Origin of the sequence: Rhizobium sp. ZW T2_16 (genome assembly GCF_044987325.1) — a bacterium.
GTDB lineage: Bacteria > Pseudomonadota > Alphaproteobacteria > Rhizobiales > Rhizobiaceae > Neorhizobium > Neorhizobium cellulosilyticum.
Genome location: NZ_JBJDRG010000008.1, coordinates 130,670 through 143,759, shown reverse-complemented (window position 1 = coordinate 143,759; position 13,090 = coordinate 130,670). Strand labels below are relative to the sequence as shown.

Below are 13,090 nucleotides of genomic sequence, written 5' to 3'. Positions count from 1 at the left end.
ACGCAGGTACCAACGTCTAGTTTCCCTTTCCACCATCGAGAGGGGGGAAGGGGAGGGGTAAAATCCCGCAAAGAGTTTGCTTTTAGGATCTTAACAGATGAACGACCGCCCCTTCACCGTTATCGAAAACCAGTGGATCAGGCTGAAGGACGGGACCCGGCTTGCCGCCCGGATCTGGATGCCGGATGGAACAGAAGCCGATCCGGTGCCGGCGGTCTTCGAATTCCTGCCCTATCGAAAACGCGACGGAACCAGCCCGCGCGACGAATCCACTTATCCGGTCTTTGCCGCGTCAGGTATTGCCGGAGTGCGTGTCGATATCCGCGGCTCGGGCGAATCCGACGGGGTGATCGACGGCGAGTATACCGAGCTGGAACTGGCGAATGCCTGCGAGCTAATCGCCTGGATTGCCGAACAACCCTGGTCGAACGGTTCGGTCGGCATGATGGGTATCTCCTGGGGCGGCTTCAACAGCCTGCAAGTCGCAGCGCTTCGCCCGCCAGCCTTAAAGGCGGTGATCTCGATCGCCTCCACTACCGATCGCTACAATGACGATATCCACTACAAGAATGGCTGTCATCTCTCGGCCCAACTCTCCTGGGCGGCAACTATGCTTGCCTACCAATCCCGCTCGCCCGATCCGGAAATCGTCGGCGACCGCTGGCTCGACATGTGGGTGGAGCGGCTGGAAAACGAACCCTTCTTCATGGAGGAATGGCTCTCTCACCAGCGCCGCGATGCGTTCTGGAAACAAGGTTCGATCTGCGAGGACTATTCCGCTTTCGAAATCCCGGCTCTGGTAATTGCCGGTTGGGCCGATGGTTATCGCAACACCCCGTTTCTGGCGGTCGAGGGACTGGGCGAAAAGGCCAAGGCGCTTGTCGGCCCATGGGTCCACAAATACCCGCATTTTGCCTGGCCAAAACCACGCGCCGATTTCCTTGGCGAGGCCATCGCCTTCTGGAACCGCTGGCTGCGCGGCGAGAACAACGGCATCGACCAGCTGCCGCAGATGCGTGCCTATATTCTCGACGGTCCGAAGCCGGCTGTCAGACGTGATGCCGATCCGGGTTTCTGGATCTCGAAAGACCGCTGGAGCGCACCGGAAGCCGAGTGTTTCTATATCGATCAGTTCGGGACACTGCTTGAAGGCATGCCTATCCCCCATGCGCCGAAGCATAACGTCTATCTGAAATCCCCACTCGACACCGGAACAGCCGCCGGTGAATGGTTCACACTGAAACCGGATGCGGAAATGGCCGGCGACCAGCGCGGCGATGACGCCGGATCGCTGACCTTCCAGACAGCTCCGCTCACGGAAGCGAAAAACTATCTCGGTCGCCCGGTTATCACGCTGACGCTGCACGCCGATGCCGAGCTTGCCAATCTCTGCGCCCGCATCGTCGACATCCATCCCGACGGCACCGCAACACGCGTTTCGTTCGGCGTCATCAACCTTGCCCATCGTGACGGCAACGAGAACCCGAAGCCGCTCACGCCCGGCGAGCCGGTAACGATCCGGCTTGAACTCGATGCATGCGGTTATCGTTTTGGCGAAGGACACAGAATCCGGCTATCGATTTCAACCTCTTACTGGCCGATGGTTCTACCGCCGCCGGTCGATCCCGGCGTGACGATCGATATCGCTTCGCTTGGTCTCGCCATGCCGCTTCTTGGGCGCCATGAGACTTTCGAGATGAAGCAGCCGGACAATCCGGATCCGCTGCCGAAATATATCGAACATGCACCGGCTGAAACGCGTCGCAGCGTAACCCGCGACCTTGCTGCCAACGAGACGCGCTATCAGGTGACCGAGGATACCGGACTTTTCGAACATCCCGGCACCGGCCTTGCCACCCGCCAGCGCCGCGAGGAAACCTGGTCGATCAGCCCGGACGATCCACTGTCTATGACAGGAGCCTGCGTCTGGACCTGCGACATGAGCCGCTCCAACTGGTCGATACGTACTGTGTCGACCGCCAATATAGCCTGCACGGACAAGGATTGGCTGATAAGCGCCAAGGTTCTGGCCTATCACGGGGAAAAGCAGATCTTCGAAAAGACATTCGAGAAAGCGATACCGCGTGACCTCATCTAGACGGTCACGTTCGCCACATCGATGTGAGTTGACCGAAAGCTTTACGAGGAACACAGTCATGGCAACTGGAGAAGCTGCCATGACAATATTTGCGCGCAAAAACCTTGGAATGACATTCGCCTTGTTGCTACTTGCCGCTCCGGCAACATCCGCGTTTGCTGCAGAAGCGGCAGTGGTTATCCCGGCCCCCATAGTTGATGAGGCAGCCAAGGGGAGCAGCGAGACCGCAGTTTTTGCCGGCGGCTGTTTCTGGGGCGTTCAGGCCGTGTTCCAGCATGTCAAGGGCGTGAAGAACGCGGTCTCGGGATATTCCGGCGGCGCGAAGGAAACGGCCAGTTATGAGACCGTCAGTCTGGGCGAGACGGGCCATGCGGAGGCGGTGGAAGTGACCTTCGATCCGCACGAGGTGAGCTACGGCACACTGCTGCAGGTGTTTTTCTCCGTCGCCCATAACCCGACCCAGCTGAATTATCAGGGGCCAGATCAGGGCACGCAGTATCGATCAGCGATTTTCACCGCCAGCGCTGAACAGCAGAAAGTTGCCGCAGCCTACATCGCCCAGCTGGACAGAACCGGGCTGTTTCATGCGCCGATCGTGACCAAGCTTTCGAAGCTGGAAGGCTTTTATCCGGCAGAAAAATACCATCAGGATTTCCTGACGCTCAATCCGAACCACCCCTATATCGTCTATAACGACATGCCGAAGATCGATAATCTGAAGACTATCTTCCCGGCAGCCTTCAGGGCCAATCCGGTACTTGTCTCCAAGGCGAAGACCTAGGCGGCAAACGCTCGGATCGCTTCGCACAGCGTCTTGAAACCGTCTCGTGCGCCCTCGCTCATATGCCGGGCGCGAAGCCATCCATGGACCATTTGCGGCTCGTCGCGAAAGCTTGCGGAGACACCCCATTGGTTCAGCCGCTCTGCATAAAGCCGGCCATCATCACGCAGCGGATCGAAATGCGCCACCGTGATATAGGCAGGTGGAAGCCCGGAAAGATCGCTTGATAGAAGCGGATGCGCCACCGGCTCAATTTCCGGCGCTTTCAGCACTGCGCGATAATAGGCGACATCGGCGGTCGTCAACCCCGGCGCATTCGCCATTTCTCGATACGAGCCTGAAATAAGATCGCCGCCAAGCGCGGGGTAAATGAGCACCTGACCGATAATGCCGGGGAGGTTTTCGTCACGCGCCCGAATTGAGAGGCCGGCAGCAAGATTGCCGCCAGCACTGTCGCCGATCACCACGATCTTGCTACCCTGCCCGATAAGCTGCTTCAGCACGCCGTAACAATCATCCGTCTGAACAGGCCAGACGTGTTCCGGCGCGAGACGATAATCGACAGAAATGAGCTCCGCTTGGGCAAACTCGGCAATCTCGGCACAGATTGCATGATGGCTCTCCAGAGAGCCGACGACAAAGCCGCCGCCATGCAGATAGAGCAAAATGGTTTTCGTAGTGAGACGCGCAGGTCGGTAGCGCCGGATCGGCGCGAACAAAACCTCATCCTGAAAGATCATCCCCTTGGGCAGCGGCCGGTCGAAACGGGCACAGAGCGCATCATACCAGACGCGCTGCTGCGCAATCGGCGCATTCACGGCGTCGGGGGGATAAAAGCTGTTGCAGACATCGAGAAACTCAAGAATGCCCGGCTCGCTCGGCATCGGCGAATGTGTCTCGCTGGTCTCCATGGCCTCATTCATCCTGTTTCTCCGAGGACCAAAGGCTAGGCAAGATGACGGTATGCTGCAAGAGTAAGAACGGCTCTCACTCTCCGTTGAAATCCTTGAGCAGCACCGACTGATCCGTCAGGTACCGGGCGAAGATGGGCAGGCTGGCGCCACCGATCGCGCGCGCCTGCGATCCGACCTTGCCCTGGATGATATCGGGAATGACGACACCGCGAAGGTCGAGCCGGGCAACCGCCTCGATCGTCGCATCGACGATGCGTTTCCTCACCCAGCCCGGAAAGCCACCATCGATGACCGCCGCACCGAAATCGATGATCGAAGCGGCCGCGACGATGGCCTGCGCCAATGCGGCAGCTGTCGCCTGGACCCAGAGCTCTAGCGGCTGGCCGAAATCGACCCAGTCATCGGCCGAATACCAGAGCGGCTGCGGATCGATGCCGCGATCTCTCAGCATGTTCTCCAGTACGAAGATCGAGGCGATATCGAGAAGCTGGCGATTTTCGCCATTCCTGCCCCGCACCGGCAGCGGCCCGACGGCCCCGGCAGTGCCCGTACGGCCCGAAAAAATGCTCGAATTCAATACGATGCCGCCACCGATGAACGAACCGATGAACAGATAGATGAAATCCGGATAGGTGGGGCCGACGCCAAATACCAGTTCCGCTCCGCAGGCGCTTGTCGCGTCATTCTGCAGATAGACGGAGTGAGTAACGCGCGATGCGACTTCCGCTTGGAGATCGAAGCCGCGCCAAACCTCCATGGCGCCTGATGGCGCGCCGATCTCGTCAGCCCAGTTCCACAACTCGAACGGAGCCGCAATGCCGATGCCGGCGATCCGCGCCTGCTCCTCGCCGCTCATCTGCGCTTCGATATCGGCAATGCCCGAGGTGATGATCCGCAGAATCTCCTGCGGCAGCGGATAAGCATAGGTCTCGTGATAGCGCTTGCGGATATTACCGACGAAATCCATCAGCACCAGATCGGCGCTGCGGCGGCCTATCTTCACGCCGAAGGACAGGACGGCATCCGGGTTGAGACGCATGGGTATGGAAGGTTGGCCGACACGCCCCCGCACCGGCTCGCCGCGAAGCAACAGACCATCTTTCTCCAGCGCCCGCATGATGACCGACGCCGTCTGTGCCGACAGGCCGCTGAGCCGGGTAATATCTGCCTTCGACAGCGCACCGTGCAGCCGCACCAGCGACAGGACCAGCCGCTCGTTATAGGCGCGCACCCGCGTCTGGTTGGAACCGCCGGAAAAACCGGCAGAAGAAACAGGCCCGGAAAGCGGGCCATCGGTGATCGACATCCAGCACCTCCCTTGCCTTCGCTCTCTCACGTTGGACATAGCATGACAAGGCAGAATAAATAATTCAATCGGAATTAATTATTGACAGGAGATTTTCTTTCGCGATTATTGACGATTGTAAGGATGCAGGAACGCCCGGAGGAGGCACTGGGGCACGATCCGGCCTGCATCCTGAATGAACCCGTCCGCAGCGAGCGGACTTCGTCTCTGGGAGGAGATCATGAGAAAATCCGTACTTTCCCTGTCATTCGGGGCGTTGGCACTTGGCGTCGTCTTTTCCGCACCCGCTTACGCCGCGGACGTTTCGGCCTGCCTGATTACCAAGACCGATACCAATCCCTTCTTCGTCAAGATGAAGGAAGGCGCGACCGCCAAGGCCAAAGAACTCGGCGTCTCGCTGAAATCCTATGCCGGCAAGATCGACGGCGACAGCGAAAGCCAGGTAGCGGCGATCGAGACCTGCATCGCCGATGGCGCCAAGGGCATCCTGATCACCGCCTCCGACACCAAGGGCATCGTGCCGAACCTCAAGAAGGCGCGCGATGCCGGCCTGCTGGTGATCGCGCTCGACACGCCGCTGGAGCCGATCGACGCCGCCGACATGACCTTTGCCACCGACAATCTGCTCGCCGGCAAACTGATTGGCCAATGGGCCAAGGACACGCTCGGTGACGCCGCAAAGGACGCAAAGGTGGCCTTCCTCGATCTTACCCCGTCGCAGCCTTCCGTCGACATTCTGCGCGACCAGGGCTTCATGATCGGTTTCGGCATCGACCCGAAGGATCCGAACAAGATCGGTGACGAGGACGATCCGCGCATCGTCGGACACGATATCACCAACGGCAATGAAGAAGGTGGCCGCACCGCGATGGAGAACCTTCTGCAGAAGGACCCGACCATCAACGTCGTCCATACGATCAACGAACCGGCTGCCGCCGGCGCCTATGAGGCACTGAAATCAGTTGGCCGCGAGAAAGACGTGCTGATCGTCTCGGTCGACGGCGGTTGCCCGGGCGTCAAGAACGTCGCCGATGGCGCGATCGGCGCCACCTCGCAGCAATATCCGCTGCAGATGGCGGCACTCGGCATTGAGGCGATCAAGAAGTTTGCCGATAGCGGCGAAAAGCCGAAGCCGACCGAAGGCAAGAACTTCTTCGATACGGGCGTAACGCTGGTCACCGACAAGCCGGTGCCGTCGATCAAGTCGATCGACACCAAGGAAGGCCTGAACAAGTGCTGGGGCTAAGCCTTTAGCAAATCCTTGCAGGCCGGTGGACCTGTTCCACCGGCCTGCCACGGCAACCCGGCCTGAACCGGGCATCGACAAAAGCGGGAGGATTTCATGAGCGAGCCAGTGGCAAGCGCACCGCATCACGACTATGAAAAAGTGCTCAAGGACAGTTCGAAGGATGTAGCATCCTTCGAACAGGACAAACCGTCCTTCCTTCACAAGTTCCGTCACTTTCTGCATTCCAACCCGTCCGCCGTATCGCTGATCGTGCTGGTCGTGTCGTTGATCGTGTTCGGCCTGACGCTTGGCGGCAAGTTTTTCTCCGCCTTCTCGCTGACGCTGATCCTGCAGCAGGTGGCGATCACCGGCATCGTCGGGGCAGCCCAGTCGCTGGTCATCATGACCGCCGGTATCGATCTTTCGGTCGGCGCCATCATGGTTCTGTCGTCGGTCGTCATGGGGCAATTCACCTTCCGCTACGGCCTGCCGCCGGAAATCGCGATCCTCTGTGGTTTTGCAACCGGTGCGCTTTGCGGTTTCATCAACGGCGTTTTGATCGCGAGGGTGAAACTGCCCCCCTTCATCGTGACGCTTGGCATGTGGCAGATCGTGCTTGCCAGCAACTTTCTCTATTCCGCCAACGAGACCATTCGCTCGCAGGAAATCGAAAGTACCGCCCCAATTCTCCAATTCTTTGGAGAAACCTTCAAGTTCGGCGGCGCGGTGTTCACCTATGGCGTGATCGCCATGATCCTTCTCGTCGCAGTGCTCTGGTACGTGCTCAACCACACCGCTTGGGGACGGCATCTCTACGCAGTCGGCGACGATCCGGAAGCAGCCGATCTTTCCGGCGTCAACGTGCAGCGCATGCTGATTTCCGTCTATGTGCTGTCGGGCGTCATCTGCGCGCTGGCAGGCTGGGCACTGATCGGCCGTATCGGCTCCGTGTCGCCAACCGCCGGCCAGTTTGCCAATATCGAATCGATCACCGCCGTGGTGATCGGGGGCATCTCGCTCTTCGGCGGCCGCGGCTCCATTCTCGGCATGATGTTCGGCGCGCTGATCGTTGGCGTCTTTTCGCTCGGCCTGCGCCTGCTCGGCACCGATGTGCAATGGACCTATCTCCTGATCGGCGTCCTCATCATCGTCGCCGTTGCAGCCGACCAATGGATCAGAAAGGCTTCACGCTGATGACCGACACACGCAAACCCATCCTCACTGGTCGCAATCTCGTCAAGCGTTACGGCCGTGTCACCGCTATCGATAATGCCGATTTCGATCTCTATCCCGGCGAAATCCTCGCCGTGATCGGCGACAACGGCGCCGGAAAATCCTCGCTGATTAAGGCGATTTCCGGCGCGATCCGTCCCGATGAGGGCGAGATCCGCATGGACGGAGAACTCGTGCATTTCGCCTCGCCGATCGAGGCCCGAAAGGCCGGTATCGAAACCGTCTACCAGAACCTCGCGCTGTCACCGGCGCTGTCGATCGCCGACAACATGTTTCTCGGTCGCGAAATCCGCAAGCCCGGCTTCATGGGTAAGGTTCTGCGCAAACTAGACCACGGCGCCATGGAAAAGATGGCGCGTGAAAAGCTCTCCGAGCTTGGGTTGATGACCATCCAGAACATCAACCAGGCCGTGGAAACGCTGTCTGGCGGTCAGCGCCAGGGCGTGGCGGTGGCGCGGGCAGCAGCCTTCGGTTCCAAGGTCATCATCCTTGACGAGCCGACGGCAGCGCTCGGCGTCAAGGAAAGCCGGCGTGTGCTGGAGCTGATCCTCGACGTGCGCTCGCGTGGCATTCCGATCGTGCTGATTTCCCACAACATGCCGCATGTCTTCGAGATCGCCGACCGCATCCACATCCATAGGCTGGGAAAACGTCTTACCGTCATCAATCCCAAGGATTATACGATGTCGGACGCCGTCGCCTTCATGACCGGCGCAAAGGCGCCGGAGCCGCTTGCCGCATGACAATGACCACCGAAGAGATCGCCCGCACACTCATCAACCGCGCGGGCGACAAGCGACGTTTTATCGTCGCGATTGCCGGCCCGCCGGGTGCCGGAAAATCCACGCTCGCCGACGCACTTGTAGTGGCGTTGCAGGCGCTTGGCGAAAGCGCCGAAGTCCTGCCGATGGATGGCTTTCACATGGACAATGGTGTCCTGCAGGAAAAGGGCCTGCTCTCCCGTAAAGGCGCGCCTGAAACGTTCGACGTACGCGGATTTCTCGACATCATTCGCGCGGTCAGGGTGGCGGAAGGAGAAGTGCTGGTGCCGGTATTCGATCGATCCCGGGAACTCGCCATCGCCGCATCGCGCGTCATCGAAGTTTTGACGCGGTTCGTTCTTGTCGAGGGAAACTACCTGCTTCTCGATTGCGCTCCCTGGTCGGCACTGGACGGCGAATTCGACTACGAGATCCTCATCTCTCCCCCCGTCGCGACACTCGAGGAACGGCTTATGGATCGCTGGCGCGGTTACGGATTGAGCGAAGAGGCGGCCAGGGAAAAAACACAAGGAAATGACCTGAAAAACGGTGCCTTGGTCAGAGACCATTGCCGTGGAGCCGATATCATTCTGGCCGATTAAACGAAAAAGCCTGCCGCGGGAGGAGGTGCGGCAGGCTTTTCTAAAAGATTTGAACAGCGACTGGGAGGAGGAGTGTCGCTGCTCGATCAGGCGCCCTTGGGAGGAGGAGTAGGTCGCCTGAAAATCAGAGGTCTGCGGGAGGAGGAGCATCGCTCTGATGTGGTCATCATACAGGTGGATTGATTCTTTAGAAGCGATATTGCTGCAGCGGAGCTATGCGCCAAACGCTTGACTGAAGACGCCACAACGCCTCAATGCTCACAAATGTGGCAATAGCCCGAGCCGCCGCATGATCGTCTCGCTTCCGGCACGACAAGACAAGAAAATTGCGGCGGATCTGCAGGATCGATAGGCGTGACCGGCTACCCACTCACGTCTCCAACAGCAGCAGAACCAACTGCCTCGACAACCGGCATACCGATATCCAGACATGGAAAAGGGCGCGACGATGCGCGCCCTTTTTTTAAGAATGTCCCGATCGACCCGTACTATACGCTGAAAGCCGCGCCGATCAGCGCCTTGGTATAATCGGCCTTCGGGGCCTCGAAGATTGCATCCGTTTCGCCTTGTTCGACAATCTCGCCGTTTTTCATCACGATCACATAGTCCGAAATGGCTTTGACCACCGACAGGTCGTGACTGATGAAGACGTAGGAAAGATTGTGATCGGCCTGCAGCTTGCGCAGCAAATCGATCACCTGCCCCTGAACCGACCGGTCGAGAGCCGATGTCGGCTCATCGAGGATGACGACACGCGGCTTGAGGATCATCGCGCGGGCAATCGCAATACGCTGCCGCTGGCCGCCGGAGAATTCGTGCGGATAGCGGTTGCGTGCTGCCGGATCGAGGCCGACCTCCTGAAGCGCCGCGATGGCGCGCCGGTCGCGATCGGCCTTGCTCAAGCCAGGCTCGTGGACAAGCAGGCCTTCGGTGATAACCTCACCGACAGTCTGGCGCGGCGAAAGCGAACCGTAGGGATCCTGGAAGACGAGCTGCATCTCCTTGCGCAGCGAACGCATCTGGCGACGGTCGTGCCGCGAGATATCCTGTTTCCCAAAGCGGTATGCGCCATCACTCGGCAGGAGCCTAAGAAGCGCGCGCCCGAGCGTGGACTTGCCGGAACCCGACTCGCCGACGACACCGATCGTCTGACCTTCCTGCAGCCTCACGGTCACGCCATTGACGGCGCGGAATGTACGCGGACCCTTGGACAGAAAACCCTTGCCGATATCGAAATCGACGACCACGTCCCGGCCCTCGAGAATTATCGGGGCATTGTCTGCCGGCGGCGCCTTGCGGCCATGCGGCTCGGCATCGATCAGCATGCGGGTATAGGACGAGGTCGGGTTCTCGAAGATCTGCTCCGTCGTTCCCTGCTCCACCACCTCGCCGCGGCGCATGACGACGACGCGTTCGGCAAAATGGCGCACGATACCGAGATCGTGGGTGATCAGCACGATCGCCATGCCGAACCGCTCCTGCAGCGAGCGCAGGAGTTTCAGGATCTGTGCCTGGATCGTCACGTCGAGCGCCGTGGTCGGCTCGTCGGCGATCAGCACGTCCGGTTCGTTTGCAAGCGCCATGGCTATCATCACGCGCTGGCGCTGGCCGCCGGAAAGCTCATGCGGATAGCTGTCGATCCGACGCGCCGGATCGGGGATGCCGACGAGTTCCAACAGTTCCAGCACGCGGGCGCGGGCCTGTGCCCTTGAGCCGCCGCGGTGATAGAGGATCGGCTCGGCGATCTGCCGGCCGATCGTATAGAGCGGATCGAGCGAGGTCATCGGCTCCTGAAAGATCATGGTGATCTTGGCGCCGCGCACCTTGTTCAGCTCGCTCTTCGGCAGGCCGACAAGTTCCTTGCCGCGATATCGGGCAGAGCCGATGACCGTGCCGTTCTTGGCGAGCAGGCCCATGATACCCATCATGGTCTGGCTCTTGCCGGAGCCACTTTCGCCGACGACGGCGAGTGTTTCACCGGCCTTGATGTCGAAACCGATGCCCTTGACCGCATTCACCGTACCGTCAGGCGTCGAGAAATTGACCTTGAGATCGCGGATGGAGAGAATGTTTTCTGATGTCCCGGTCATATCAGCGGTCCTTCGGATCGAGTGCGTCGCGCAGGCCATCGCCGATGAAGTTCAGCGAGAAGAGCGTTGCCACGAAGAAGATGGACGGGAAGATCAACAGCCACGGGGCTGACTGAATATTGCTTGCGCCTTCGGAGATCAGCGCACCCCAGCTCGTCAGCGGCGCCTGAACGCCGAGGCCAAGGAAGGAGAGGAAGCTTTCCAGAAGAATGACCTTGGGCACCACGACGGTAACGAAGACGATGACCGGGCCGATCGTATTCGGGATGATATGCCGGCGGATGATCTGCCAGTCGCTCAAACCCAGAGCCTGCGCGGCGCCGACGAATTCCCGGCGCTTCAACGCCAGCGTCTGCCCACGCACGATACGGGCCATGTCCAGCCATTCGACCGCGCCGATGACGAGGAAGATCAGGATGAAGGAACGGCCGAAAAAGACGACGAGCACGACGACCAGAAAGACGAAAGGCAGCGAATAGAGGATTTCGACGAAACGCATCATCACATTGTCGACGCGACCGCCGAGATAACCCGATGTCGCGCCATAGAGTACGCCGATGCCGAGCGAGACGAGGCTGGCGAGAAGTCCGACAGCAATCGAGATCTGGCCGCCGAGCATGACGCGAGCGAGCATGTCACGACCGTTCGGATCGGTGCCGAAGACGAAATACTCGCGGCTGACATTGCCCTCCACCTTGAGCACACGCCCGTCGTTTTCGGTTGCCACGACCTTGGTGTTTTTGAACTCGTTGGCACGGTCGAAATAGCGGGTTGCGCGCGGATCGATCGGGCTCTCGGCGCTCAGGGTCGCGGTAAAGCTCTGCCCTTCGACATTGAACTCATCGAGGTTGACGCGGGCGCGGGTGGCGACACCGCGCATGGCATCTTCGAGCGACGCCTCATCGGGACGTGGCTCCAGGCTCGGGCCGACAGAGACATAGGAGGAATAGACCTGGTCATAGCTGTGCGGCACGAAGAACGGGCCGATATAGGAAAACAGCGCGATCAGCACCATCATCACGCAACCGGCCATAGCAGCCTTGTTGCGACGGAAGCGAAGGGCTGCCAGCTGAAACAGGCTGCGGCTTTTGTTGTCCGGGCTTTCCGGCTGCGCGGGCGCAGGATTAGTGACGATATCAGTCATGGCGAACCCTCGGATCGAGCAGGCCGTAAATGAGATCGACCACGAGATTGAAAACGATGACGAAGATGGCGATCAGCACGACCGTGCCCATGACCAGCGTATAATCGCGGTTGAGCGCGCCGAGCACGAAATAGCGGCCGATGCCGGGAATGGTGAAGATCGTCTCGACCACCGCCGAGCCGGTCATCAGCGCTGCAGCACATGGGGCAAGATAGGATACGACCGGCAGAAGTGCGCCGCGCATTGCATGGGTGATGACGACGATCCGCGGCGGCAAACCGTAGGCCCGAGCCGTGCGGATATGGTCGGCATGCAGCGCCTCGATCATCGATCCGCGGGTAAGACGAGCAAAAACGGCAAGCTGCGGCAGCGCTAAGGCGATCATCGGCAGGAGCAGATAACGGAACGAACCGTCACCCCAGCCGCCGGCCGGCAGCAGCGAGAAGACGATAGCGAAGATCAGCGTGACAACCGGGCCAACGACGAAATTCGGAATGGTGGTGCCGACGGTCGCGAGAGACATGATGGAGAAATCGAGCACGCTGTTCTGACGAAGGGCCGCAATCGTGCCGAGCGTGACGCCGCCGACCAGAGCCAGGAGAAGCGCGAAGAAGCCGAGTTCCATAGAATAGGGCAGGCCCTTGCCGATCAGTTCGGCGACCGTGTTGTCCTTGTAGATATAGCTCGGGCCAAAATCACCCTGAACGGCATTGGATATGTAGGTCACATATTGCCGCCACAGGGGCTGGTCGAGCTGATAGGTCCGCATGATGTTTTCCATCGTTGCGGGCGGAAGCGGGCGCTCCAGATTGAACGGGCCACCTGGCGCAAAGCGCATCAGGAAGAAGGAAATGGTGACGACGATAAACAGCGTCGGTACGGCGCTCGCAAGGCGGCGCAGGACAAAAGCCAGCATGCGGGTGTCTCCTGCAA

Annotated in this window: 11 protein-coding genes; 6 read left to right on the top strand and 5 right to left on the bottom strand. The window is 59.7% G+C overall.

Annotated elements, in window-relative coordinates; genetic code table 11:
- The first annotated feature begins 97 nt into the window (after positions 1-97).
- Both ACI3K0_RS19645 and msrA read left to right on the top strand, forming a co-directional pair.
- Positions 98-2,098, top strand: a complete 2,001-nt coding sequence (locus tag ACI3K0_RS19645) for a CocE/NonD family hydrolase (RefSeq protein ID WP_404946020.1) — start codon at positions 98-100, stop codon at positions 2,096-2,098.
- Positions 2,099-2,207: 109 nt separating this feature from the next.
- Positions 2,208-2,879, top strand: coding sequence for a peptide-methionine (S)-S-oxide reductase MsrA (gene msrA, locus ACI3K0_RS19640; protein WP_404946060.1), 672 nt, complete (start codon positions 2,208-2,210; stop codon positions 2,877-2,879).
- On the opposite strand, the gene ACI3K0_RS19635 is transcribed toward msrA, so the two are convergent.
- Complete coding sequence (locus ACI3K0_RS19635) at positions 2,876-3,802, bottom strand: alpha/beta hydrolase (protein WP_404946019.1); 927 nt, start codon at positions 3,800-3,802, stop codon at positions 2,876-2,878. The two genes, msrA and ACI3K0_RS19635, sit on opposite strands and share 4 nt — an antisense overlap.
- A gap of 64 nt (positions 3,803-3,866) precedes the next feature.
- Positions 3,867-5,099: an ROK family transcriptional regulator gene (locus ACI3K0_RS19630; protein WP_404946018.1), complete on the bottom strand. Its 1,233-nt coding sequence runs from the start codon at positions 5,097-5,099 to the stop codon at positions 3,867-3,869.
- Between the two features lie 220 nt (positions 5,100-5,319).
- Between ACI3K0_RS19630 and ACI3K0_RS19625 the strand changes: the two genes are divergently transcribed.
- From ACI3K0_RS19625 to ACI3K0_RS19610, 4 genes are all read left to right on the top strand, one after another.
- A complete protein-coding gene (locus ACI3K0_RS19625) occupies positions 5,320-6,345 on the top strand; it encodes a sugar ABC transporter substrate-binding protein (protein WP_404946017.1) in 1,026 nt (341 codons plus the stop codon).
- Positions 6,346-6,441: 96 nt separating this feature from the next.
- A complete protein-coding gene (locus ACI3K0_RS19620; protein WP_206828476.1) occupies positions 6,442-7,521 on the top strand; it encodes an ABC transporter permease in 1,080 nt (359 codons plus the stop codon).
- On the top strand, positions 7,497-8,303 hold the full coding sequence (locus ACI3K0_RS19615; protein WP_148143757.1) for an ATP-binding cassette domain-containing protein: 807 nt from the start codon (positions 7,497-7,499) through the stop codon (positions 8,301-8,303). The genes ACI3K0_RS19620 and ACI3K0_RS19615 overlap by 25 nt, the downstream gene beginning before the upstream one ends.
- Positions 8,300-8,923: a nucleoside triphosphate hydrolase gene (locus ACI3K0_RS19610; protein ID WP_404946016.1), complete on the top strand. Its 624-nt coding sequence runs from the start codon at positions 8,300-8,302 to the stop codon at positions 8,921-8,923. Before ACI3K0_RS19615 ends, ACI3K0_RS19610 begins: the two co-directional genes overlap by 4 nt.
- Positions 8,924-9,411: 488 nt before the next feature.
- Here ACI3K0_RS19610 and ACI3K0_RS19605 read toward each other — a convergent pair whose 3' ends face one another.
- The 3 genes from ACI3K0_RS19605 to oppB are packed head-to-tail and all read right to left on the bottom strand — an operon-like array spanning position 9,412 to position 13,073.
- Positions 9,412-11,013 carry an ABC transporter ATP-binding protein gene (locus tag ACI3K0_RS19605; RefSeq protein WP_404946015.1) on the bottom strand — a complete coding sequence of 534 codons (1,602 nt, stop codon included), beginning with the start codon at positions 11,011-11,013 and terminating at the stop codon, positions 9,412-9,414.
- A gap of 1 nt (position 11,014) precedes the next feature.
- Positions 11,015-12,157, bottom strand: coding sequence for an ABC transporter permease (locus tag ACI3K0_RS19600; RefSeq protein WP_404946014.1), 1,143 nt, complete (start codon positions 12,155-12,157; stop codon positions 11,015-11,017).
- On the bottom strand, positions 12,150-13,073 hold the full coding sequence (gene oppB, locus ACI3K0_RS19595; protein ID WP_404946013.1) for an oligopeptide ABC transporter permease OppB: 924 nt from the start codon (positions 13,071-13,073) through the stop codon (positions 12,150-12,152). The genes ACI3K0_RS19600 and oppB overlap by 8 nt, the downstream gene beginning before the upstream one ends.
- Positions 13,074-13,090 lie beyond the last annotated feature (17 nt).

Excerpts from the sequence above, each read along its gene's own strand:
- ACI3K0_RS19635 (WP_404946019.1), bottom strand. The coding sequence starts at position 3,802 with ATGAATGAGGCCATGGAGACCAGCGAGACACATTCGCCGATGCCGAGC.
- ACI3K0_RS19630 (WP_404946018.1), bottom strand. The coding sequence starts at position 5,099 with ATGTCGATCACCGATGGCCCGCTTTCCGGGCCTGTTTCTTCTGCCGGT.
- ACI3K0_RS19600 (WP_404946014.1), bottom strand. The coding sequence starts at position 12,157 with ATGACTGATATCGTCACTAATCCTGCGCCCGCGCAGCCGGAAAGCCCG.
- msrA (WP_404946060.1), top strand. The coding sequence starts at position 2,208 with ATGACATTCGCCTTGTTGCTACTTGCCGCTCCGGCAACATCCGCGTTT.
- ACI3K0_RS19605 (WP_404946015.1), bottom strand. The coding sequence starts at position 11,013 with ATGACCGGGACATCAGAAAACATTCTCTCCATCCGCGATCTCAAGGTC.
- ACI3K0_RS19620 (WP_206828476.1), top strand. The coding sequence starts at position 6,442 with ATGAGCGAGCCAGTGGCAAGCGCACCGCATCACGACTATGAAAAAGTG.
- ACI3K0_RS19625 (WP_404946017.1), top strand. The coding sequence starts at position 5,320 with ATGAGAAAATCCGTACTTTCCCTGTCATTCGGGGCGTTGGCACTTGGC.
- ACI3K0_RS19610 (WP_404946016.1), top strand. The coding sequence starts at position 8,300 with ATGACAATGACCACCGAAGAGATCGCCCGCACACTCATCAACCGCGCG.
- oppB (WP_404946013.1), bottom strand. The coding sequence starts at position 13,073 with ATGCTGGCTTTTGTCCTGCGCCGCCTTGCGAGCGCCGTACCGACGCTG.
- ACI3K0_RS19615 (WP_148143757.1), top strand. The coding sequence starts at position 7,497 with ATGGATCAGAAAGGCTTCACGCTGATGACCGACACACGCAAACCCATC.
- ACI3K0_RS19645 (WP_404946020.1), top strand. The coding sequence starts at position 98 with ATGAACGACCGCCCCTTCACCGTTATCGAAAACCAGTGGATCAGGCTG.